Here is a 21,126-nt window from a genome sequence, read left to right on the forward strand (position 1 = left end):
CGACCGCGCGCGGCAGCGGCGCGGACATGGCTGCGCTCGCTCCGGGGGGCCTTTCGGCGAGGCGCCCGGCTGCGGTGTCGGCGGGCCACTCGCAGCCGGGGCGCGTCCTGGTGCCGTGGCGTCGCCGAGGCGCTGCGCCGGGCCGGGCCGGGACGCGCGGCGTCAGATCAAGCCGGGTCCAACTGGCCAAGACCGATGTGCTGCCGCTGGACGACCGGGGCATGGCCGCGCCCGACGTCCAGGCCCGCAGCGATGTGCCGGAGATCGTCGACGACCGGGCAGCCGGCGAGGCCGCCGTCATCACCGGCCAACTGCCGATCGATCACGGGCATGCGTGGGTCGGTGACGCCGCCATTGCCGAGGCGATCCTCGATCGCCTGATGCAGCAGAACCGCCGACTCCCCCTCGCGGCCCAGTCGCGCCGGTGGCGCGCGTATCGCTCGCTGCGGATTCGTTCTTGGGCGCACTGCGCCGCGTGCTGCCGAAAGCTTTGGCCGCCTGGCCACGTGCAAGCGATGGCGGGCGTCCGATGGACCGCTCGATCGTGCCGACGAATCGCTCGGACCTTCAAGCGCTCCAGGACCGACCCGCTTTGGAAGAGACCAGCACCGCCGCCGCGAGGCGCGAAGGCTCTCGAACGCTCAGGGCGCGCTGCCGCGGCGCCCCCAAGCGGCGACGATGATGGGTTTGGCCCACTGTGGCACGAGATCGAGCGCAATGTGGGAGGCGACGCGGCCTCCCTCCATGTGTAGCAACAGCAGCGGTTGAGGCCGCTGGCCGGCCTTTGGATCGCCTTCGGCACTGTTGTCATAGACGCGCAGACTCGCCAGGTGCGGCAGCAGCCGGATCAGGTTGGCGCGGCTGGTTTCGTAGCGCTCGCGGATCTTCGCTTCGGGAATGTCATGGCCGCCGCTGGCCACGCGGGCCTTGACCCGCTGCAGGTGAAGTTCCGGAGAAGAAAGTCCCGCGTACCAGAGATGAATCAGGGCGCCCTGGCGCGCCCCTTGGAGGAGCATCTCGGGGATCGTCCTGGCGCCCAGCGTCGTTTCGAAGGCAAAGTTCGACTGCTGCGCCAGGGCACGCTCGAGTCCGCTGCGGCCGAGTTCCCAGGCCTGGGCGTTCGCCACTTCGGCCGGGAGTCCGGGATGGGCATCCGACAGTGCACGTGCGGCCAAGTCCGGATTGAAGTACTCGACCTTCTTCTGTAGCAGCGCCGCGCCGCCCACGCTGCTCTTGCCGGCGCCGTTGACGCCGGCCAGCACGAAGATTCGCGCCGGCATCAGCGATGTGCCGCGCGGGCAACAGCCGCCTCGCCGAGTTCGGCCGGCGCCATGGCAAAGGCATCCGCCATCGCCTGTGCGGCTGCCTCGCCCTGCATGTGCGAAAACATGGTGTCGAAGTGGCGCGTGAGCGCTTCCAGGTCTGGCTGCGCCGCCTGTTCCAGCGCCAGATAGCGTTCCACCGACATCAGCACCATCGAAGGCTGTTCATGCCGCGTGATCAGGACCGCCCCGCGCGCCATCACGGTGCCGGTCACGCTCTGCATGCCCGAGGCCAGTTTGGTGGCGGAGAACGACGGCAGGTTGCGCGTCAGGCGCTCGATTTCAGCAATGGGCTTGGGGGCAGCGCGGGCAGACATCAGGAAGATCCTAAAACAGGGATTTTAGCTATTTTATGGATTTTTAGGCGTCTCGCTCAGGCGAATGGTTGGCCTCCGCGTCCCGAAGGCCATTTCGCCGGGAGTGAACGAAACGTTGAACCAATGTGGAGCAGATTCTCGATTTCCAGCCTGGCGGACCTGTGCCCCTGGGACGGGGTTGAAAGGTGGGCACGACGGCTTGTCAGCTATGACTGGCAGAACTGTGAATTTCCACGAGGATGTCAGCCATGACTGACAAAATCAGATTGCCGGACGAGCTGGGTCGCCAGCTGCGAGTGCAGCGCGAAGCCCTGGGGATGAGCAAGTCCGAGCTTGCCGAGAAGGCCGGCAAGGTTCGGGAGGTCATCTACCGGCTTGAATCCGGGGAAGACGCCACCGTGTCCTCGCTGCTTGCCGTGCTGGGGGCACTCGGTCTGGCGCTGCGATTGGAGCGGTCTGGCTTGCCGTCTGCCAGTGAAGTCGCTGCGCGATTCCAGGACGACGACGATGCTCCCTGAAAAGATTCGTCTCCTGAATGTCTCTATCGGGGACGCGGCCCAGGCGGGCCAGTTGCTCCGGACATCCACCTGCGAGTTCCGGTATCTCGCGCCGGACGCGGAGCAGGCGACGGTGGCCCTGCTGATGCCGCCCAGCGAGCGCCTCACCTGGCAAGACGGCGACCTGTTTCCTCCGATGGACCAGAATCTTCCCGAGGGCGACCTGTTCATGAGAATTCGGGCGCTGTTCCCGAAACAGCCGATGACGCCGATGCACATGCTGGCGCTGGCAGGGCGCCACGGGATTGGCCGGCTGGGCTACAGCCTGCCCGACCAGGTGGCACCCGCCTTGCCGCGCACGCTGAGCAAGGCCGAATTGCTGGGCACGACGTACACGCCAGAGGTTTTCAGTGAGTTGGTGGCGGCCTACTTGAGCACGGGGGCGGGCATTGCGGGCATGCAGCCCAAGATCATGGTGCCGGACCGACCGACGGCGCCCATCCCATCGCTCATTGTCAAGGCGGCAAGCGCGGCCTACCCCGGGCTGGCTGCCAACGAGTATCTGTGCCTGACGGCCGCCAAACGCGCAGGCATCGATGTGCCGTCGTTCGCGTTGTCCGACGATGGCCAGATGCTGGTCTTGGACCGCTTTGACCTGGTCGTTCATGACGATGGCCGGGTAGAGCGGCTCGGCTTTGAAGACATCGCGGCGCTGGCGGGGCTGCGGGTGCGCGACATCCTGTCGGACCGCAAATACCACGGCAGCTACCAGCGTGTCGCCGAGTTGCTGCGCCAGTTCCAGCTTCACAGCAGCAACCTGCATCGATTCTTCGAGCAGGTCGCCTTCTCCATCATGGTCCGCAACGGCGATGCGCACCTCAAGAACTTCGGATTGCTCTACCGCTCGCGCAAGGGCGTGTGGTTGGCGCCCATGTTCGATGTGGTGACAACCTCCATCTACAAGTACACCCAGTTCCCGGGTGGCCCTGAGCTCGAAGACCGGACACGTGCGCTCAAGTTGTTCGCGGGTAAACACCAGACGAAAGCCTATCCGACAACCGAAGAACTGGTGGATTTCGGCCGCCGCATCTGTGGTGTCGCCCAGCCCGTCGACGTGATTGACCGGATAGCGGGTGCCATGGGCAAGACCCTGGATGAGGCCAAAGGCGACGCGCGTGTCACCAGGGCGCTGTGGGAGCAGATGGCGCGAGCCTGGGAAGAGGGACGCGCGCACGCGCGATGAACGGGCGCGCCGGCCGGCCGGCGTTTTCTCTGCTGCGGTGCATGGCGGCGCTCCTCACATTTTGCCGGCAGCCATCTTCTTGAGGGGTTCTTGGTTCCGTTGCATCGCGCGGGCAAGTCCGTCAGGAGCAAGTCGTGAGCTCGCACCACGCACAACCATCGTCGCTGCCCACGCACTGGACACCCGAGCAGGTTCTGGCCGTCTTCGAGTGCCTGCATGCGCTGCGCCAGCAGCTATGGTCAATGTACGGATCGGCCGCGCAGCAGGCCTGGCGCGATCAGCTCGCGCCGCACTTGCCGCTGCCCGAGTTCGATCCTGACCACCCCTTCTGATCGCCGCAAGCACCTGGCTCAGAATGGCTCGAAGTCGAACTCGGATTCGTCAAGCAGTTGCCTCTGGCGCTTCAGCCAGCGCTTGGTCGCCGCCACATCGCCCAGCATGCGCATATCGCGTTGTTGCTCGCTCAACTCGGCTCGCCACTGGCGGCTCGTCTGCTCGAGCACCTCGCCGAGCTTGCGAGGGTTCATTCCCCAACCGGGTTCCAGGCCGAACTCCATGCGGAACCCCATCTCCACGTCGGCCACCTGCGACTTGAGTTCGGCCAACTGCTCGCCCAGCACCTTGTTGTAGTGCTTCAAGCGCTGGGCGCCGGCGGTCGCGGCGTGGCTCGCATCGATCTGCTCGATCTCCAATTGCAGCTCCAGCAGCGCGAGCAGGTCGTTGGCCGCATAGGCCTGGTTGACCCGTTGCATCAGCGCGGTCTTCTCTGCGCGTTGCCGCTCATCAGTCTCGCGATCCGGGTGCAAGGCGCTGGCAAGCTTGCGGTAGATCTCGCGCACCGAGTGGGTGGCCTGTTGCGCCTCGGCCTCGCGCCGCTGCCGCGCCGCGCTCTTGCGGCCGAGCGCCGACTTTGCCTCGCGCTCAGCTTCCTCGGCCGCCGCGCGGTCCTGCAAGCCTTGCTGCATGCGCGCGAACAGGTCCGCATCCGTATCGATCCCTTCCTCGTCGCCCAGGTCCAGCCCGGTCATCGCCTCCGTCAGGCCCTTCATTGCCCGCATCATCTCGCGCTGCTCGGTGTCGAAGTCCACTTCCGCATGCTTGTCGAACAGTGCCTTCAGCGCTGCGTCCTCGCCGCGCGCGGCCAGCAGTTCCCCCGTCGCGTCGCACAGCAGCTCGCGCAACGTGCCGCGCTCCGCCTTGGTCCAGTTGCGCTGATCAATCAGCGCATCCAACGCAAACACCCATTGCCTGCGTCCCGCGATCAAGTCTGCCTGCAGCGGCCTGAGCACCTGTGCATGCGCTTGGCGATACGCCGCGATGTGCTCGTGCCACGCCGCCAGCGTCTGCCGCGCCTGTGCGATCTGCCGGATGAGGCTGTTGAACCGCTTTTGCGGCGGCGTCAATGCAGACCCGGACTTGTGCAACGAGATTTGAAGGGCGTCAGTGCGCGACACGGGCCAGCTCCAGTTCCAGCTTTGATGATGCCGCCATTGTCGTTCATGGCCCGGCCTCAATGGCCGCCGGGCCGAACCCCCGCTTCAAAACCGCCTCCTCACCACCGGATGGAGGCGGATCTACGCCGCCGCCAACACGTCTGAGCGGCGGTACCGTTGCGCGCGACCGGCGGTCCGCGCGCAACTGGGCATGTTGACAGGCGACGTGCGATCGTCCCCGCACTAATCTTTGCCTCGGGTCGATCCGGTGGCGGGCAGCCCCGATCGCGTCGCTGGACTTCCGGAGGTTCCCGATGCACATGCGCGTTCTGATTCGTTGTCTCCGAGCGGCCGGCGCGATGGCCCTCACGCTGGCCACACTCGCCTGTGCTTCGGATGCCACCGGGCCCGATCGGTCCGAGGGCTTCTCGGCCCTCGTGGCCCTGAGCGCGGCGCGGCTCGATCTGTCCCGGCAAGTGGCGCTGACCAAATGGGACAGCCGCCAGCCGGTCGCGGATCCGCCGGGCGATCCGCGCGAGCAGGAAGTCGTTGCGGCGGCTGCGCAAGAGGCGGGCGCGCGGGGTTTGCCAGGAGAACTGGTGACCGCGTTCTTCACCGACCAGATCGAAGCGAGCAAACTCGTCCAGTTCGCGCTCATGGCCCGCTGGCGGCGCGAGGGAGGAGCGCCGGCGGAACCTCGCGCAGACCTGAGGAACGAGCTCCGTCCGGCGCTCGATCGGCTCCGCCCCCGGTTCATCGACGAACTCGTCGCGACCCGGTCGCTGCGCGAGCGGCCGGATTGCCGCGAGCGGTTGACGCATGCGACCGCGCGGCACGTCGACTCGCATGGGCTGTCGCCGCTGTTCACCATCGGGCTGGACCGCGGCCTGGCGCGCGTGTGCGCCGAGTGAACGCACGAACTTCCGGCAAGGACCTCGGGTCAGAAGATCTTGCTGACAAGCCGCGGATCCGGCTGCGCCATGCCGAAGAAACCGGAAAGTGCCAGACAGGGTTTGCAGCACCACCGTGCTGCAATGTACGTACGAAAGGTTTGACCATGTCGACAACCACCATTCGCCTGGACGACGATCTCAAAGAGCGTATCCCCGCAGCTGCGGACTTGGCAGGAAAAACTGCCCATGCTTTCATCGTCGATGCCATCGCTCGGACAGTCGAGCAAGTCGAAGCACAGGAAGAGCTGCATCGCATCGCCGAGAAGCGCTGGGCAAAGTTGCTGGCGACCGGGAGCTTCGTGCCTTGGGACGACGCGAAGAAATACCTTGCTGCTCGTGGGCGGGGCGAGGAACCCGTAAAGCCGCCCGCGCGAAAGCTCGAGCACTGATGGGCAGATGACGCGGATTGAAGTCGCCCCGGAAGTCCTCGATGTCTTCGATCGACCCATTGATCGCCCTGCGATATCCAGGCGGTCGCGAGTCCCGCAGGCCAGGCGCGCGGCCGGTGCCTCCATGATCGAGGAATGCGACCAGAGCGAACGGCTCGCCTGCTGGTCAGTGGGCTCTCCCGCGGTATCCGCCGGTTGTGCGCACCGACACGACCCAGAGCCCAGCTGTCGCGCCTTCAGGGGCTGGCGCAGACCCCCGGCATCCGTTGCATCTGATCGGGCCGGGACGGCCCGTGCAGAACGGCTAGCGCTTCACCGCAAGTTCAGGGACGAGTGTCCGAACGAGCAAGCGTTCGAGACGCTGCGGCGGGCCAGGACGATCGTCACACGCTCACGCCGGGAAGACAACGAAGTCAGGCCGCACAGCAGTTGCCAGCGAATGCGCCCAGCGAAGTTCGAACCCGTTCAGCAACCGCAGAGATCGATCCGTCTTGCATCCCCGTGCTTCCGCGTGATGCTCTGCATCGCATGAGGGGCAGGTCAAGGAGGCCTTCTTTCCTTTCTGGGAGTTGCAGGAAATGCCGAAGTGCCGTTACTTCTCGCAGGTGTAAGTCGTTGATTTAATTGGAATTTGTACTGAATTTTGCCGGAAGGTGTTAAAATTGAATGGCACCACCATGAAGCTTGTCGACCGCATGCGTTTGTCAATCCGGCGTCGAGCCGGCCATGTCGTATTGCGCAGCGAACTTGCCGGTTTGGGCAGTGCGTCGCAGGTGTCCGACGCGCTCAGGACCTTGCAGCGCGATGGCGACCTGGTCCGTCTGGGCTCGGGTGTTTACGCCAAAGCCCGGCGGGACGTCCAGACTCGGACGGTGCGGCCGGCGGCGGATTTTCAGACCCTCGCTCGTGAGGCTGCTGCCAAGCTTCACATGACCCCTGGTTCGGCGGCCTCAGGCCACACCGCGCCGATCGCCCGGAGCAACAACGGCAACATCGTTCTGGACACCGGGCACCGGCGCCTTTCGCGCAAGCTGGCGCTCGGCGAGCGCAGGGTGTCCTACATCAACGACCGCACGCGCGCAAAGGTTGCGCCTGCGTCGGATCGCAGGCTGGTCATTCCTGCGACGAACGTGGCTGAATTCGTGCGCGATCTTGCAAGTCGACATCAGGTGAGCTACAGCCCGACGATGTCAGATCAGTGGGCCGAGACTGTCACAAAGCTCGCGGGAGATCCGGTCCGTACTGGCCCTGTGCAGGACCTGCTGGTCGCGCTCCAACGTGCGGGCAAGCTGTCGACTGCGGAGATGACCACGCTGCTGGTCAACTACCTGCGCGAGCGCAAGCAACGTGTTCGATCCATTTAAGGATTTCGAACAGGCGGGTTACCTGCGCAACCGCTACGGGGAGAAGGATTTACAGATCGTTCAGGAGTTGGAGCATCAGCTGTTTCGTGCGGGTCTGGACCAAGCCATCGCCCATTTGGCCAAGCGCAGGCGCCTGGGTTACGACGACTTTCTCGCAGTCCATCGAATTCTGTTCTCGGCGTTCTACCCCTGGGCCGGACAAGATCGGGCGGCTACGGCCCCCGACATCGCGGTGACGAAAGCCGGGACTTGGTTCAGTCACCCGGCCGATGCGCGGCGCGCCGTGGAGGAGGGCCTTCGCATCGCGCGCGACAAGCGTCAGTTCCGCCAACGCTCGGGCGAGGTGATGGGGCTGTTCGCCTACGGCCACCCTTTCTTGGATGGCAATGGGCGGACGATGTTGGTGGTGCACAGCGAACTGTGCCACCGGGCTGGTTTCAGCATCGCATGGCATCGCACCCGCAAGACGGATTACCTCGAAGCACTGAGCGCCGAGATTGCTTCGCCTGGCAAGGGCATCCTGGATGACGACCTGGAACCGTTCGTGGGTGTTCACCAAGAGCGGCCATTGTGGGGAAGAGTGATCGACACCTTGTCGGGGCTCGATGGTCAGGGCCCCGAGGACACGATCGCTGGCGAACACAGCGACGCTGAGGTCGCGCGACAGTACCGGGACTTCGAGCGCCAGCGGGGCTACAGCGTCGAGCCGGACGATGGGGGTCCGTGAGCGCCAGTTGAGCCGGCGAAATCCGCTCGTGGTTCGCGGGCGGCGCGAGGGAAGGGGGCCGGCCGGACCTCGCGCAGACCTGAGGAACGAGCTCCGTCCGGCGCTCGATCGGCTCCGCCCCCGGTCCATCGACGAACTCGTCGCGACCCGGTCGCTGCGCGAGCGGCCGGGTTGCCGCGAGCGGTTGACGCATGCGACCGCGCGGCACGTTGACTCGCATGGGCTGTCGCCGCTGTTCGCCATCGGGCTGGACCGCGGCCTGGCACGCGTGTGCACCGAGTGAACGCACGAACTTCGAGCAAGGACCTCGGGTCAGAAGACCTTGCTGAGGAATCGCTGGATCCGCGCGTCCGCGCAGTTGCCGAAGAACTCGCCGGGCGGCGCGGCCTGCACGATGCGCCCGCCGTCCATGAACGCGACCTTGTCGGCGACCGCCCGCGCGAAGCCCATTTCGTGGGTGATGCAGATCATCGTCATGCCATCCCGCGCCAGAAGGATCATGGTTTCGAGCACTTCCTTGACCATCTCCGGATCGAGTGCCGACGTGGCCTCATCGAACAGCATGACAGAAGGATTCAGGCAGAGTGCCCGCGCGATGGCGACGCGCTGCTGCTGTCCGCCTGAGAGCTGAGCCGGATAGGCTGACGCCTTCTCGGCGAGCCGGACCTTGTCGAGGTACGCGAGTGCGGTCTGTCGCGCCTCCTGCCGGGAGCGGCGCCGGACCCATCGCTGTGCCAAGGTGCAGTTCTCGAGCACGGTGAGGTGCGGAAACAGGTTGAACTGCTGGAACACCATGCCGATGTTGGCCCGTACCAGATCGGCATGGCGCATGCGCGGCGAGACTGCGACACCGTTGACCGTCACGGTGCCGCTTGCGTAGCTCTCGAGTCCGCTGATGCACCGCGCGAGCGTCGACTTGCCCGAACCCGAGGGGCCGCACACGACCACGCGCTCACCGGCTGCGACGCTCAGATGGACGTCGCTGAGCACCTGTTGTGCGTGGAAATGCTTGGACAGCCCCGCGACCGAGACCATCGGATCGAGAGAGGAGATGGCCGCGCCCATGCTCAGGCTCCCCGCCGATAGAGAAGGGCGGCGGGGCTGTCGCGCCAGGCGCTCAGTTCCCCGGTGCTCACGCGGGTGCGCCCATAGACCATCCAGGCATCGTCGACCGTGCCGATGAACTGCCTCACATGCAGGAGCTCGGGGTGTTTTTCCGCGGCCCAGGCATAGCCGAGGCCGACCGCGTACTTCCCGTCCCTCACGCCCTGGGTGACCTCGGCGACGGTCTCCACGAATTCGATCTGCGGCCACTGGCGGCGGTCGATGTACGGCAGGGTCGGGCGCATGAGCGCAAGGGACGTGCGTTGCGCGGCGTCGTGGCGCTGCAGGATGGCCAGGTCCTGGCTCGGCGAGATGAAGGTGTCGATCAGGTGGAGGCCGACGAAGCACTTCGCGACCGTCGACACAGCGGCGGGATGCACCGCGCACTGGATCATGAAATCGGCCTCGCCCCGCAGCACGGCATCGGCGCCGCGCTCGAAATCGGAGACCAGGTCCAGGATCGCGGTGTCGCGAAGGCCGTGAAAGTCGAGGTAGCGGCGGGTCACGAATTCGTGGTTGCTGCCTGCCGGGCCCAGGGTGAGGAATCTCATGCGCTTGCTTGGTTCAGTGTGGACGATTCAACGAGGCCTCGAGCGCGCGGACGCCGCGCAGCAGGACGTAGTTGATGGCGAGATAGACGAGGCCTGCGCCGAGAAAGATCTCGTAAGGCGCGTAGGTCTCGGCGGTGAGCAGGCGGGCGCTGCCCGTGAGCTCGAGCAGGGTGACGGTGCTGGCGAGCGAGGTCGCCTTGCAGGTCAGGATGATCTCGTTGCCGAAGGCCGGCAGCGCCGTGCGCACCGCGAGCGGCAGGTCGATCAGGCCAAAGGCCTGGACGCGGCCGAGCCCGAGGACGCGGGCGGCCTCGCGCGTCCCGCGCGGGATCGCGGCCAGTGCGGCGCCCAGTGTCTTGCCGGTGTAGGCGGCCGAGTTCAGTCCCAGGGCGATCACCACGCACCAGTAGGGATCGCGCAGCACGGGCCACAGCACGGAATGCCGGATCACGTCGAACTGGCCCGCCCCGTAGTAGAGCAGGAACAGCTGGACCAGCGCGGGGGTCCCGCGAAAGAAGAGCACGTAGGCATGGGCCGCCGCGCGCAGTCCGGCGGCCCGCGCGTTCCTGCCGAGGGCGACGGGGATCGACAGGGCCGTGCCCAGGAGGATGACCCAGGCCGTGAGCTCGAGCGTGAGCCAGGCGCCCTCGACCAGCGCGGGCAGCACGGACCACAGAAGGGTGATGTCGAACATGGGGTCAGGCAGCCAGCGGGCGTGCGGCGCGGCGCTCCGCCCACTCGAGGCACAGCGTGGCGAAGCCGGTCAGCGCAAGATAGATGCAGGCGGCGGCGAGATACATCGTGAACGGCTCCCGCGTCGCGCCGGAGGCCTCTGCGGCCTTGCGCATGAGTTCGTCGCACCCGACGATGGAGACGATCGATGTCTGCTTGAGCAGAACGATCGACTGGTTGCCGAACGGGGCGAGGGCGAAGCGGGCCGCCTGCGGCAGCACGACGGTCCACAGCGCCTGGGCGCGCGACAGGCCGAGCGTTCTCGCGGCCTCCCGCTGGGTTTTCGGGACCGACTGCAGTGCGCCCCGCGCGATCTCGGCGGCATAGGCGCCGAACGAGAGCGCCAGCGCGGCCACACCGGCGAGAAAGGTGTCGATCTCGACATAGCGGCCGGTGAGCGCGGCGAGCGTGAGCGAGCCACCAAAGAAGACGGCGAAGACGATCAGCAGGTCGGGAATGCCCCGGACCACCGCGGCATAGCCGTCGCCGGCGGCCCGCAGAATGCGGTGGCCCGAGAGCTGCAGGCCGCAGACGGCGGCGCCGAACAGCGTGCCGAGCACCAGCGCGGCGGCCGCGAGCTGCAGCGTCGCGAGCGCGCCCAGGAGCAACTGCCCGCCAAAACCATGGAGGATGTTCATCGGGGGTCGCGGCGCCTACATCAGCTTGAACGGGAAGTACTTCGCCGTGATGCGGTCGTAGGTGCCGTCGGCCCGGATCGCTTCAAGCGCGGCGTTGATCCTCGCCAGGGTCTGTCCATCGTCCTTGCGCACGGCGATGCCGTTGCCTTCGCCGAGGATGCCGCCCTTGAGCTCCGGGCCGACGAACGCGAAGTCCTTGGCCTCGGGCGTCTTCAGGAAGCCGACGTGGTAGGTGACCATGTTCCCGAGGATGTACTCGACGCGGCCGGCAACGAGATCGAGTTCGGCGGCCTGCGGCGTGTCGTAGAACTTGAGGTTCGCGGCCTGGTAGTTCTGCGCGAGGTAGGCCGCCTGGACCGAGCCGCGCTGCACCCCGATGGTCTGGCCCTTCAGCGCCGCGGGGCTGACGTCCGGCGGCATTCCCTTGCGCGCGACGAAGCGCGAAATCGTGTCCTTGTACTTGGCCGAGAAGGCCACGCGCTCGCGGCGCTGCGGCGTGATCGCCATGCTCGCCACGATCATGTCGTACTTGCGGGCGACGAGGCCCGGAATGATGCCATCCCAGTCCTGAGCGACGATCTCGCACTTGGCCTTCATCTTCTCGCACAGTGCACGCGCGATGTCGACGTCCCAGCCCTGGAGCATCCCCTGCGAGTCCTTGAAGCTCCAGGGCGGGTACGAGCCTTCGGTCGCGATGCGGTAGCTGTCCTGGGCGTTGGCCGCGGCCATGCAGAGGCATGACGAGAGTGCCAGGCCGAGGGGCCGGCGAAGCAAGCCGGAAAGCGAAGCGTGGAAGCGCATGGACATTGTCTCCGAGACGAATCGTTGTGATACGCGGATCGTCGAGGAGCTTCGGAGCGTGCGCAATGCTTGCATCGGATGCAATTGCCCATTCGAAGGACCGCCCTTCGGGCGCAGAGGGGCCAGCGCGCCGGGGGACGCGCACATTGCATCGCGGGCAATTCGAGTCGGTGCCCGCGAACGTGCCTGGCGGCGCGCCGGAGGTATGGAGGCCGCGTCGCGGTGAGCGCATCGATCTGTGCCTCGCCACCGCGCCGCCGCCGGCGACCTCGTTCCACCCGCCGGCTCGCGCCATGAGGCGACCTACAGCGAGGTCTTGACCATGGGTGCGCAAGTTCGCGAGGGAGAGCGGGGGACGCTCTGTGCGTACTTCGATCGAATCGCACGCGATGCCCGTGGAGGAACGCAGGTCGATGCCGCCACCGCGGCTGCTTTGCCAGGAGAACAGGTGCTGCGGTAAGTATCTGCGCTGTCAGATCTGACGGCGCCGACAGCAAAGATCTGATTGCCCTTTTCAGGATGGGCCTCCACGTCGACGGAAACAATTCGACCCTCGGCAGCGATGCGCCGAGCACGTGCATCCCTCCGCATCACAATAGTTGTCGCCTCCTTAGAACCAAGAACCCGGGGGCGGCGATGAAGGATGAGAGTGGCTCGATACGGACAAGCATTCAAGGACCGGGCGGTAGCAAGGTTGCTGCCGCCGGAGAGTTCGGCGCTGGAGGTAGTGGCGCGCGAGGTTGGGATAGCGCGCCGACCTCCGCGGAGCAGCAACTGGAGTTCAACGCAATTGCGAACGCCTGCTGCCGATGGCAAGTTTGGACTCGTGGGAGGCCTGATTGACTCGACGCTTTCTGCTTTGCTCACCCATGGATGGCTCAACGACGTACGTATTGCCTTGCAATAAATCTGGAACTGTCGTTTTTAGTGCGAACGCCAGTGTGCCAAGAGTCCACAACGATGGATTGGCTAACCCTCGCTCGATAAGCGATATGTAGGTCCGATCAAGTTCGCAATCGAAGGCGAGTTCGGTCTGAGATCTATCCGCTTTTATCCGAAGTTCTTTGAGACGCTTGCCGAGTGCAATCGAAATAGGCTCCCTGTGCGTCGGAGCCTGCAGGTTCGATCTCTTGGCGGCAGTGGGCATACCCGCTGACGATCTTTCTTTGCAGCCCTAGAATCGACGGCATATACACTGCATAGAGACCCTGTCATGGCTATCTATCAAGCGTCACCGCTGCCGACCGGGCGACCAATACGAGTTCCCACTTCCGCATTGCCCGCAAAGACACGCCGACCGGCACCTGCGGCGCGCAGCCTGTCGGCGACGCGCATAGGGGCGCAGGTGAGGGCGCTGCGCATGGCGGCTGATGTATCCGGTGGAGCGCTGGCGAAGGCCTCGGGGATTTCTGCCTCGATGCTTTCTCGCATCGAGCGCGGACTGGTCTCGCCTTCGGTGGAGACCCTGGAGCGTCTCGCGAATGGTTTGGGTGTGCCGGCGTCGCGCTTCTTCGGCGATCAGGCGCGGCGCACGGATTTCTGCCATGTGCGCGCGGGGCAGGGCGTTCTTGTCGACCGCATCGGTGCCGTGGCGGACTACCGCTACGAGCTGCTGGGCCACCTGCTGTCGGGCAACCTGTTCGTCGAGCCCTATCTGGTCACGCTGCTGCCTGGCGCCGACCCCTACGTGACCTTCCAGCATCCGGGCCTCAAGTTCCTGTACTTCCTGTCCGGGGAGGTCCGCTACCGCTATGGCGGCAGGACTGTGGAGGTGAGGGCAGGCGACTCGCTGCTGTTCGAAGCGACCGCGCTGCATGGCATCGAGACCATTCATTCGGGGACGGTTTCGTACCTCTCGGTGGTTTTCACGTTGCGCGAATAGGCTGCTCGCGGCGGCACCGTCGGGCTGCGGAGCGAGGCGGCTGACCAAGGCGATCGAGGACAGCGTCTCATTCGTTGTGTTTGCTGGTGACCTATATGACGGGGACCGGCGGGACTACAACACCGGGATTTTCTTCGCTATGCAGATGGGGCGGCTTGCAAAGGCTGGAATTCGAGCGTTTGTACTGCACGGCAATCACGACGCCGAAAGCGAGATGACGAAGAAGTTGGTGCTCCCCGACAGCGCATGGTGCCGATGCGCGCTGCGCGCGCTTGTTTACCTCCAGCTAGGCGTGCCTGCGGCACGCGGGGCGCTCGCCGCGCGGCCGTTGGTTCGTTGCGCCACTGGTCGTTGGCCGGGTACCCATTCCCCTTCGCGCTTCCCTTCGGTCGTCTCGACCGTGTAGCCTTTCGCGAGCGTCATCGCGTCGAGCTTGAGGTTGCGGCTCTCCGACGACATCGCTAGTCCGACCGCATTCAAAGCTTGAATCGCGCGCACGTCCCCGATGCCCTGCACTACCAATTGCTCGCTTTGAACCTCGTCCTGTCCCTGCAAGTTGGCCAGCACGTAGCCGGTCAACTTCGGGGCCGTGATGGACCGCAGATCGCGGGCGCGTAACATGAGCCGCGCGCGGGCCTGCTCCTCGATCGACACCACCGCCGTTCGCAGGGGCGCCGGCGGCGGACGGACGATCATTTTCTTCGGTTCCGCCAGCCGCTCGATTCCGATCAGTTCGCCCGGCGCAAAGGGCGCTGCCTCGGCAGCGCCCGCGAGCACGCCGGCGATCGCGTGCTTGACCAGGTGGTCGAGCGGTCGGAGCGCACGCAGCCGAAAGTCCAGGAACACCAGCGCTTGCTTGTTCGCGCGGCGTACCTCCTCGTCCAGGCGGTCCAGGTATTCGTCGATCCGTTTCAGATCGATGAGGCGTTGGATGTCGCGTTCGAACAGCAGCTCAGCACGCCGCATGTCGCCGCTGGTCCGCTTGGGGTGCTGTACCAGGCGATAAGCCGCTCGCGCGACTCGGCGGACGTGTGGATGTGTTCCACCGTTTGGATGATTTCTTGCTTGCGCGAAATCGGGTGCTCTCGCGTGCGCAACTCGCCGTAGTCGCCGATGAACACCCGCTGAATGAACCGGTCGAAGTAGGTCCGTACGTAGGTAGCGGTTGAAATCGTCGGGTCCATCGCGAGCATCAGCTCGCGCACGCTGTTGCCTGTGTTGCGCACGTGCTCCAGCAGGCTGCGGATCTGGCTGGCTGCTTCCTGGAGCGTGTCGCCTTCCGCGTTCTCGCGCACGATCAGCCGCAGGTTGGCCTCGATCGAGCGTACCTTACCGGCCACGAACACCGGGCCGGTTTGAGCAAACTCCACCAGCAGTCCCATGAAATGCGCGACGACGGGCGGCATCGTGACCATCTGCTTGACCCCGCGCAGTTCCACCCGCAGCCAGTCCGCTTCCTTCAACTGGTGGAAGTCTTCGTTCGCACGAATGACCAACGGCGTCAGAGGTGGCTCTGCATTCGCGGCGGCGGCACGTGCATCAAGCGCGGCCAGCTCGTCCTCGATATCGCGCGCGATCTCGCGCCAGTGGAATCCGTGGCTGGGTGGAAAAGGCGCGTCAGGGCCGAACCGCCGCTCATAAAGCGCACACAGCAATTGCCAGTGCTGCTGACGGTTGGGAGCTGCCAAAGGCGCGAACAGGCGGCTGGGAATGCGCCCGAACAGCCCTCTTTCCGCGGAAGTGATTAGGTCGGGAATAGCCATGGGCGCAGCTCCTCGATGTTGGCCACCGCGATCTGGCAGTCGGGGGGCGTTGGCGTTCCGGGTCGGCTGCCGCGCGAGATTGAATAATGCGTCAAAAATTTAATAAGACTTTAAAAATCAATCGGCCATGGATCGCCAGCATCCGCGTGACTTGTTTGATGTGCTGAAGATGTTCGAGTCTGGTGATTTGTCGGACGCGGCGGTGGAATGCTTCGTGACTTACTTGGCCGGGCACAACCGACCTACCCACGAGGTGCTGTTCGGGAACGAAAAAGACATCGCTCATGAATACGACCCGCATAGGCCTACGAAGCCGAGCACTACCCCATCGACCCACCCGACCCCATCGGGGCGATCCGCTTCCGCATGGAACAGTCGGGCTTGGGGGTGCGCGACCTCGTGCCATACATCGGCCCGCTGAACCGCGTCTACGAGGTGCTCGCGCGCAAGCGCCCGCTGACGCTGCACATGATCCGCCGCCTGAACAAGGGCATGGGCATTCCCGCCGACGTGCTGATTGGCCAGGAGCAGGACGAGGCCATGGCGGCATGATTCGGTGATGCCCTGACGCCGCGTTTTTTGCGACACGGCTCCAACCCCGGTTCGCGCAAGAGCCCGGCGGCGGCCACGCCTCAAAATCCCATCATGGAGAAGATCCTCGAGAAGCTGCTGAATGCAATCCGCAGCAAGAAGGCTGAGTAGTCCGATCATGGTGAAGTCCGTCAACACTTCCGTCAGATCGGCGAAACTCCCCATCTGTTGTTTTGGAGGTTCGGCATGTCCCCCGATGGCCACCCCAAACTGCTCCACTTATGGCCGGTCAAACTGCTCCAGGCAGGACGGTCGGATTATGACGATTCGGGCGTGATGGCGATGGGCGCGGCGGCCTCCTTCAGGCGGTAGCTTTTGCCCTCGAACTCCAGCATTGCGCAGCGGTGCATGAGCCGGTCCAGGATGGTGGTGGCCATGGTGGCGTCGGCGAGGTACTTGCCCCAGTCCTGCACCACCCGGTTTAGTGCGGACAGCATTCTTATGCGGACCCCCCGTTGCCGAGAGCCCGACAGCCTCTCTAGGCGGCCCGTTTCTGTCGCCGCATAAAACTGCCCGTGGTCAGCGAGGCGATCAACTTGTCGGTTGCACGAATCGACCCGATCGGAGGCACGGCGCCGCGGTGGCTTCGAGCGACTCGAGCCTGATGGACGGGTCAGCACGGGTGTACATCTCGGTCGTCTGGATACTGGCATGACCGAGCCATAGCGAAACCTTGCGGATGAGGGCGACGAAGCTGCGTTCGAGCTTCTCGTATCGCACGAGCAGCTTGCGAAAGCGATTGAACCAGCTGTGGCAGACCTCGACCCCCCAGCGCCGTGCCCTCTTCGTGGGGTCGCGCCGCTTGGCATCGGCCTCCTTGCTGCGATCAACGACGTGAGGAATGTAGCCATGCGATTCGATGATCTGCAACGCGCGCCGGCCTCGGTAACCGCCATCGGCACACAGGTGCTTGCTGCGCCGCTGGCTTGGCCTCTTGCGTTTGACCACGATGGCTTGCAGCACGGCATCGAGTTGCGTCAGGTCATGCTCATTGGCTCCGGTCACGACGAGCGACAACGGGAGCAGGGCAACGGTGACGACCCCGCGGACCGGCAGGCGAGCTGCGGCGTCAATCGAACAAATTCGAACACGTTGTCTTGTGATGAGGCCTTCCGGTTGGAAGATCCCAGACGTGGCAATCGCGACGATTCTGTCACCAGACTGTCACCGGTCTTATCAATGAAAAAAGCCTGCTACCAATTCGATAGCAGGCTTTCCAGCGATTACGCGCTTGTTGGTGGTGGGCCCTGAGTGACTCGAACACTCGACCTACGGATTAAGAGTCCGTTGCTTGCGACTGCTGCCGCGCATTTTGCTGCTCGGTCAAAACGGACTCGGTCTCGAGCAGCAGTTCGCCAGCAGTACGACCGAGAGCGTTCGCGATGCGCAGGATCATGGCGAGTGTTGGCATGTGTTCACCACGCTCGATTTTCCCCATGTGCGACCGTTCGATGCCTGCCTGGTGGGCCAATGCTTCCTGTCCGATGCCATCTGCCGTTCGCAGCGCTCTCACGACGGCGCCAAATGCAAGAGCGGGCTCGGCCTCAAATGTTGTTGCCCCAAGTGGCCTTCCTCTCCGAGTGACTTGCTTCTGCATGGACAGAAGGCTCGGATTTGGAGACAATTAAAACCACGTTATCTTTAACTCATACACCTACTCTTGGTGCGAATCTTTTAATTTGCAATCCGCATCGCGGTTTGCCAGCGAAATTCCAATGACGCGTCGACAGCTTGCCTCGCCTCTTCCAACGGCACGACCGTTGCGGCTGCCCGCCTCGGTGACGCATTTCCGGCCGCGGCAGTCAACGCCGGTCGTGCGCAGCATGTCCGCGGCGCGCATCGGTGCGCAGGTGAGGGCGCTTCGCATGGCGGCTGAGATGTCGGCTGGTTCGCTGGCGAAGGCCTCGGGGATTTCTGCCTCGATGCTTTCGCGCATCGAGCGTGGTCTGGTGTCACCGTCCGTGGAGACTTTGGAGCGCGTCGCGCAGGGGTTGCATGTGCCGGTGTCGCGCTTCTTCGGAGATCAGGCGCGCCGCACGGACTTCTCTCATGTGCGTGCGGGGAAGGGCGTTGTTGTCGATCGCCTCGGTGCCGTGGCGGACTACCGTTATGAGCTGTTGGGCCATCTGCTGTCGGGCAATCTGTTCGTCGAGCCCTACCTGGTCACGCTGCTGCCCGGCGCCGATCCCTATGTGACCTTCCAGCATCCCGGCCTCAAGTTCCTGCACTTCCTGTCCGGGGAGGTCACCTACCGCTATGGCACGAAGTCGGTTGTGGTGGGGGCAGGCGACTCGCTGCTGTTCGAAGCGACCGCACTGCATGGGATCGAGGCCATTCAGACCCAGCCGGTCTCTTACCTGTCAGTGGTGTTCACGCTGCGAGAGTAGGCCGTTCTTGGCGGCATTGCCGCGCAGCGGGGCGACGCGGAGGCCCATTCGATAGTCCCTCGAATTCGCTGCGTGCCGAATTCACCTCTCTGTCCGGCTCCATTTCTCGGTGTTCGGCATGCCGAACACCGAGAAAGTCTCGAAGGGTAGCAACAGCGGAGGTCTTCCGCTTGATGGAGCCGTGAGGAAAATCATGCAGCGGCCGTGTGGGCTCGTTCTGCATGCGGGATGGATGTCTCGCTGCCGGCAGTCTGGACGCGGCGGTCGCAGGACGACGTCGAAACTTCGGGGGCAAATTCCTTGTGCGGCTATGAGGGCAGGACGGAGGGCCCATCTGCGATGCGAGGTGTTGTTACGCGTGTCCCACGCGCGGATCACAGTCGGCCAGTCCCGCGTCGTCGTCGAGGCCCGCGAGACGGAGCCGCACCGAGGGCTCCCATATGGTGCTTCGTGCACCGCGTGGCGGTACCTCTGTCTCTTTACCGGATGGGACGGTCCGGGGTCACCGCGCGTGGGTAGCCGTCCCGCAGGACCTCCTGCAGCTGGCGGGCAGTGGGCAACTTGCCCTTCATCTCGGCCGGCAGCCTGCCCTGGAGTTGGTACTCGGCCACTCCGATCGGGTTGGACTTGCTCTTGAGTGCGAACTCCACCTCGAGGTTGTCCTTCTCGGCGCACAGAATGATCCCGATGGACGGGGCGTCGTCGCTCGCGCGCTCCTTCTCGTTGAGGAGGTTGAGGTAGAAGTCCATCTTGCCCGCGAACTCCGGCTCGAAGGGGCCGATCTTCAGCTCGATCGCCACCAGCGCTTTGAGGAAGCGGTGATAGAAGAGCAGGTCGATGAAGTACTCCTTGCGCCCGAGCGTGAGCCGGTATTGGCGCCCGACGAAGCAGAAGCCGTAGCCCAACTCGAGGATGAAGTCGCGCAGCCGGTCGATCAGGTGGTCCTCGAGTTCGCGCTCGCGGATCTCGCGCCGGATGCCGAGGAATTCCAGGTTGTAGCTGCTCTTGAGCGCCTCTTCGGCCTGCTCGGCCAGTTGACCGGGCAACGCCAGCGCGAAGTTGTGCAACTTGCCCTCGGCCAGAGAGCGCTCGTAGGCCTGCGCCTTGATCTGATTGAGCAGTACGTTGCGGCTCCAGCCGAAGCGCGCCGTGGCCTTCAGGTAGAACAGGCGCTGGGCCGGATCGTCGAGTTTGGACAGCAGGTTGACATGGTGGCCCCATGGCACGGCCTCTACCATTTCTCGCACAGCCTGTGCGAGTTCTGACTGGCGGGCGGCCGCCAGCGCTCTGGATCCCCGGGGGCGCGGCGTGTCGCGCCCGCTTTCTCGCACAAGCTGTGCGAGAAACTCCGGCGTGGTGTAGGTCTCGTGGAACTGGCGCATGCGCCAGAGGCTTGCAGCGGAAAACCCTGCCGTCCCTGCGAAGGAAGCCTTGAGGTCGCGCGCGAGCCGATCGACTACTGCGTCGCCCCATCCGCGGCGTGTCTGCTGCTCACGGATGGCTTGCCCGATGTCCCAGTACAGGCCCACCAGTTCGCGGTTGACGGCGCGCGCGGCCGACAGCCGCGCACCGTCGATGCGGCGTTTCAAATCCGCGACGAAGCCGGGGTAGTCGAACGGGGTGAGCGCGGTGGAGGATGGCACCGGGCAAATATAGTGCCTCCACCGAGCATCGAGTCCGTAGGCGTCGTCGCGAGGCCTTCAACAACCCATGCGGCATCGGGCTGCGTGAGGCCCTGTGCGGGGGTCGTGAACTTCTTTCAATTCATCAGCGCTTGGAAGGCCTGGGAATTGCATGGCAGCCTGTTGTTGATCATCTCGTCGTTGGAACCCAGGACTGGTTGAACTCCAGAGGGGGTGGTGGTGAGCGCCTTCGATGCAGCAATCGCTTTGGCCGCCGCTTTCCGCGGGACGGGAGCAATCGCTGCCCATTCGATGGTTCCCCCGCGAATCGCTGCGTGCCGAATTCACCTCTCTGCCCGTAGCTTTTTCTCGGTGTTCGGCATGCCGAACATCGAGAAAGCCTCGAACGGGTATCGACAGCGGAGGTCTTCCGCTTGATTGAGCCGTGAGGAAATTTATGCAGCGGCCGTGTGGGCTTGCTTTGCGAGCGGAATGAATTTTCGGTTTCGGTAGCCTGGACGTGGGGGTCGCAGGACGACGTCGAAGCTTCGGGGGCAAAGTCCTTGTGCGGCTATGAGGGCGGGATTCGCGCGGCGGAGTCTCGGTCGAGCCGTCGATGGAAGGCGGCACCCTTTGAAAACTCATCCATTCACGCGGCCGACGCTCATTGCTGGGGTGCCTGCCCTGCAGGGTGTCGGATCACTGTCGTGTTGGCATTGCAGGCGCGATACCGACGGCATTGAAACGCCATCTATGGAGCGCCTATGACGACTGAAGATAAAACACAGGAATCCCGGCTTCTGAACCCGC

Annotated in this window: 24 protein-coding genes and 5 pseudogenes; 14 read left to right on the forward strand and 15 right to left on the reverse strand. The window is 64.6% G+C overall.

Annotation, left to right across the window (positions count from 1 at the left end; translation table 11 throughout):
• The first annotated feature begins 221 nt into the window (after window positions 1–221).
• Window positions 222–752 (forward strand): ATP-binding protein, encoded by a 531-nt coding sequence (locus tag VAPA_RS35685; protein WP_413470490.1) that lies wholly within the window; start codon window positions 222–224, stop codon window positions 750–752.
• Here VAPA_RS35685 and VAPA_RS33285 read toward each other — a convergent pair.
• On the reverse strand, window positions 642–1,280 hold the full coding sequence (locus VAPA_RS33285) for a hypothetical protein (RefSeq protein WP_021004659.1): 639 nt from the start codon (window positions 1,278–1,280) through the stop codon (window positions 642–644). The genes VAPA_RS35685 and VAPA_RS33285 overlap by 111 nt on opposite strands.
• Window positions 1,280–1,639: a hypothetical protein gene (locus VAPA_RS33290; RefSeq protein WP_021004660.1), complete on the reverse strand. Its 360-nt coding sequence runs from the start codon at window positions 1,637–1,639 to the stop codon at window positions 1,280–1,282. The genes VAPA_RS33285 and VAPA_RS33290 overlap by 1 nt, the downstream gene beginning before the upstream one ends.
• Before the next feature lie 248 nt (window positions 1,640–1,887).
• On the opposite strand from VAPA_RS33290, the gene VAPA_RS33295 reads away from it, so the two are divergent.
• From VAPA_RS33295 to VAPA_RS33305, 3 genes are all read left to right on the forward strand, one after another.
• The gene (locus VAPA_RS33295; protein WP_021004661.1) at window positions 1,888–2,157 is read left to right on the forward strand and encodes a helix-turn-helix domain-containing protein; all 270 of its coding nucleotides are present in this window, start codon (window positions 1,888–1,890) and stop codon (window positions 2,155–2,157) included.
• The gene (locus VAPA_RS33300) at window positions 2,147–3,379 is read left to right on the forward strand and encodes a type II toxin-antitoxin system HipA family toxin (protein ID WP_021004662.1); all 1,233 of its coding nucleotides are present in this window, start codon (window positions 2,147–2,149) and stop codon (window positions 3,377–3,379) included. The genes VAPA_RS33295 and VAPA_RS33300 overlap by 11 nt, the downstream gene beginning before the upstream one ends.
• A gap of 134 nt (window positions 3,380–3,513) precedes the next feature.
• A complete protein-coding gene (locus tag VAPA_RS33305) occupies window positions 3,514–3,711 on the forward strand; it encodes a hypothetical protein (RefSeq protein WP_021004663.1) in 198 nt (65 codons plus the stop codon).
• A gap of 18 nt (window positions 3,712–3,729) precedes the next feature.
• Here the strand turns inward: VAPA_RS33305 and VAPA_RS33310 are convergent, their stop codons facing one another.
• Complete coding sequence (locus VAPA_RS33310; RefSeq protein WP_021004664.1) at window positions 3,730–4,833, reverse strand: J domain-containing protein; 1,104 nt, start codon at window positions 4,831–4,833, stop codon at window positions 3,730–3,732.
• Between the two features lie 338 nt (window positions 4,834–5,171).
• Between VAPA_RS33310 and VAPA_RS33315 the strand changes: the two genes are divergently transcribed.
• The 5 genes from VAPA_RS33315 (at window position 5,172) to VAPA_RS33330 (ending at window position 8,245) form a co-directional block, all read left to right on the forward strand.
• Window positions 5,172–5,723 (forward strand): chorismate mutase, encoded by a 552-nt coding sequence (locus tag VAPA_RS33315; RefSeq protein ID WP_041946747.1) that lies wholly within the window; start codon window positions 5,172–5,174, stop codon window positions 5,721–5,723.
• A 146-nt stretch (window positions 5,724–5,869) separates the two neighbouring features.
• A complete protein-coding gene (locus VAPA_RS33320; RefSeq protein ID WP_021004666.1) occupies window positions 5,870–6,154 on the forward strand; it encodes a CopG family ribbon-helix-helix protein in 285 nt (94 codons plus the stop codon).
• Between the two features lie 124 nt (window positions 6,155–6,278).
• A complete protein-coding gene (locus VAPA_RS35690) occupies window positions 6,279–6,686 on the forward strand; it encodes an integrase core domain-containing protein (RefSeq protein WP_413470496.1) in 408 nt (135 codons plus the stop codon).
• Between the two features lie 145 nt (window positions 6,687–6,831).
• Window positions 6,832–7,518, forward strand: coding sequence for a hypothetical protein (locus tag VAPA_RS33325; RefSeq protein WP_021004668.1), 687 nt, complete (start codon window positions 6,832–6,834; stop codon window positions 7,516–7,518).
• Window positions 7,502–8,245, forward strand: a complete 744-nt coding sequence (locus VAPA_RS33330; RefSeq protein ID WP_021004669.1) for a Fic/DOC family protein — start codon at window positions 7,502–7,504, stop codon at window positions 8,243–8,245. The genes VAPA_RS33325 and VAPA_RS33330 overlap by 17 nt, the downstream gene beginning before the upstream one ends.
• Window positions 8,246–8,557: 312 nt before the next feature.
• On the opposite strand, the gene VAPA_RS33340 is transcribed toward VAPA_RS33330, so the two are convergent.
• The 6 genes from VAPA_RS33340 to VAPA_RS34340 form a co-directional block, all read right to left on the reverse strand.
• Entirely contained in the window at window positions 8,558–9,310 is a 753-nt protein-coding gene (locus tag VAPA_RS33340) for an amino acid ABC transporter ATP-binding protein (protein WP_021004671.1), read from the reverse strand.
• Window positions 9,311–9,312: 2 nt separating this feature from the next.
• Window positions 9,313–9,900, reverse strand: coding sequence for a type 2 periplasmic-binding domain-containing protein (locus VAPA_RS33345; RefSeq protein WP_021004672.1), 588 nt, complete (start codon window positions 9,898–9,900; stop codon window positions 9,313–9,315).
• 13 nt (window positions 9,901–9,913) lie between these two features.
• On the reverse strand, window positions 9,914–10,594 hold the full coding sequence (locus VAPA_RS33350) for an ABC transporter permease (protein ID WP_021004673.1): 681 nt from the start codon (window positions 10,592–10,594) through the stop codon (window positions 9,914–9,916).
• A 4-nt stretch (window positions 10,595–10,598) separates the two neighbouring features.
• Entirely contained in the window at window positions 10,599–11,270 is a 672-nt protein-coding gene (locus VAPA_RS33355) for an ABC transporter permease subunit (protein ID WP_021004674.1), read from the reverse strand.
• A gap of 15 nt (window positions 11,271–11,285) precedes the next feature.
• Complete coding sequence (locus VAPA_RS33360; RefSeq protein WP_021004675.1) at window positions 11,286–12,071, reverse strand: ABC transporter substrate-binding protein; 786 nt, start codon at window positions 12,069–12,071, stop codon at window positions 11,286–11,288.
• Window positions 12,072–12,852: 781 nt separating this feature from the next.
• Complete coding sequence (locus VAPA_RS34340; RefSeq protein WP_080667000.1) at window positions 12,853–13,218, reverse strand: helix-turn-helix domain-containing protein; 366 nt, start codon at window positions 13,216–13,218, stop codon at window positions 12,853–12,855.
• 171 nt (window positions 13,219–13,389) lie between these two features.
• Between VAPA_RS34340 and VAPA_RS33365 the strand changes: the two genes are divergently transcribed.
• Together VAPA_RS33365 and VAPA_RS35485 are read left to right on the forward strand one after the other, a co-directional pair.
• Window positions 13,390–13,953 (forward strand): helix-turn-helix domain-containing protein, encoded by a 564-nt coding sequence (locus tag VAPA_RS33365; protein ID WP_041946949.1) that lies wholly within the window; start codon window positions 13,390–13,392, stop codon window positions 13,951–13,953.
• A 40-nt stretch (window positions 13,954–13,993) separates the two neighbouring features.
• On the forward strand, window positions 13,994–14,359 hold the full coding sequence (locus VAPA_RS35485; protein WP_413470497.1) for a metallophosphoesterase family protein: 366 nt from the start codon (window positions 13,994–13,996) through the stop codon (window positions 14,357–14,359).
• 119 nt (window positions 14,360–14,478) lie between these two features.
• Here VAPA_RS35485 and VAPA_RS35490 read toward each other — a convergent pair.
• Window positions 14,479–14,919, reverse strand: a pseudogene (locus VAPA_RS35490) (hypothetical protein); the annotation flags it as partial.
• Window positions 14,865–15,716 carry a Wadjet anti-phage system protein JetA family protein gene (locus VAPA_RS35495; RefSeq protein ID WP_155248164.1) on the reverse strand — a complete coding sequence of 284 codons (852 nt, stop codon included), beginning with the start codon at window positions 15,714–15,716 and terminating at the stop codon, window positions 14,865–14,867. The gene VAPA_RS35495 and the pseudogene VAPA_RS35490, both read right to left, overlap by 55 nt.
• Window positions 15,717–15,837: 121 nt before the next feature.
• On the opposite strand from VAPA_RS35495, the pseudogene VAPA_RS35375 reads away from it, so the two are divergent.
• Window positions 15,838–16,011, forward strand: a pseudogene (locus VAPA_RS35375) (nucleotidyl transferase AbiEii/AbiGii toxin family protein); the annotation flags it as partial.
• 8 nt (window positions 16,012–16,019) lie between these two features.
• Window positions 16,020–16,268, forward strand: a pseudogene (locus VAPA_RS33380) (helix-turn-helix domain-containing protein); the annotation flags it as partial.
• A gap of 296 nt (window positions 16,269–16,564) precedes the next feature.
• Here VAPA_RS33380 and VAPA_RS34750 read toward each other — a convergent pair.
• The 3 genes and pseudogenes from VAPA_RS34750 to VAPA_RS34355 form a co-directional block, all read right to left on the reverse strand.
• A pseudogene (locus VAPA_RS34750) lies at window positions 16,565–16,729 on the reverse strand (ATP-binding protein); the annotation flags it as partial.
• A 259-nt stretch (window positions 16,730–16,988) separates the two neighbouring features.
• Window positions 16,989–17,330: pseudogene (locus VAPA_RS34760) on the reverse strand (transposase); the annotation flags it as partial.
• Window positions 17,331–17,583: 253 nt separating this feature from the next.
• A complete protein-coding gene (locus tag VAPA_RS34355; protein WP_021004681.1) occupies window positions 17,584–17,904 on the reverse strand; it encodes a helix-turn-helix domain-containing protein in 321 nt (106 codons plus the stop codon).
• 226 nt (window positions 17,905–18,130) lie between these two features.
• On the opposite strand from VAPA_RS34355, the gene VAPA_RS33395 reads away from it, so the two are divergent.
• On the forward strand, window positions 18,131–18,694 hold the full coding sequence (locus VAPA_RS33395) for a helix-turn-helix domain-containing protein (protein WP_196232609.1): 564 nt from the start codon (window positions 18,131–18,133) through the stop codon (window positions 18,692–18,694).
• A gap of 479 nt (window positions 18,695–19,173) precedes the next feature.
• On the opposite strand, the gene VAPA_RS33400 is transcribed toward VAPA_RS33395, so the two are convergent.
• The gene (locus VAPA_RS33400; RefSeq protein ID WP_021004683.1) at window positions 19,174–20,337 is read right to left on the reverse strand and encodes a PDDEXK nuclease domain-containing protein; all 1,164 of its coding nucleotides are present in this window, start codon (window positions 20,335–20,337) and stop codon (window positions 19,174–19,176) included.
• Window positions 20,338–21,126 lie beyond the last annotated feature (789 nt).

Source organism: Variovorax paradoxus B4, from assembly GCF_000463015.1.
Taxonomy (GTDB): Bacteria; Pseudomonadota; Gammaproteobacteria; order Burkholderiales; family Burkholderiaceae_C; genus Variovorax; species Variovorax paradoxus_E.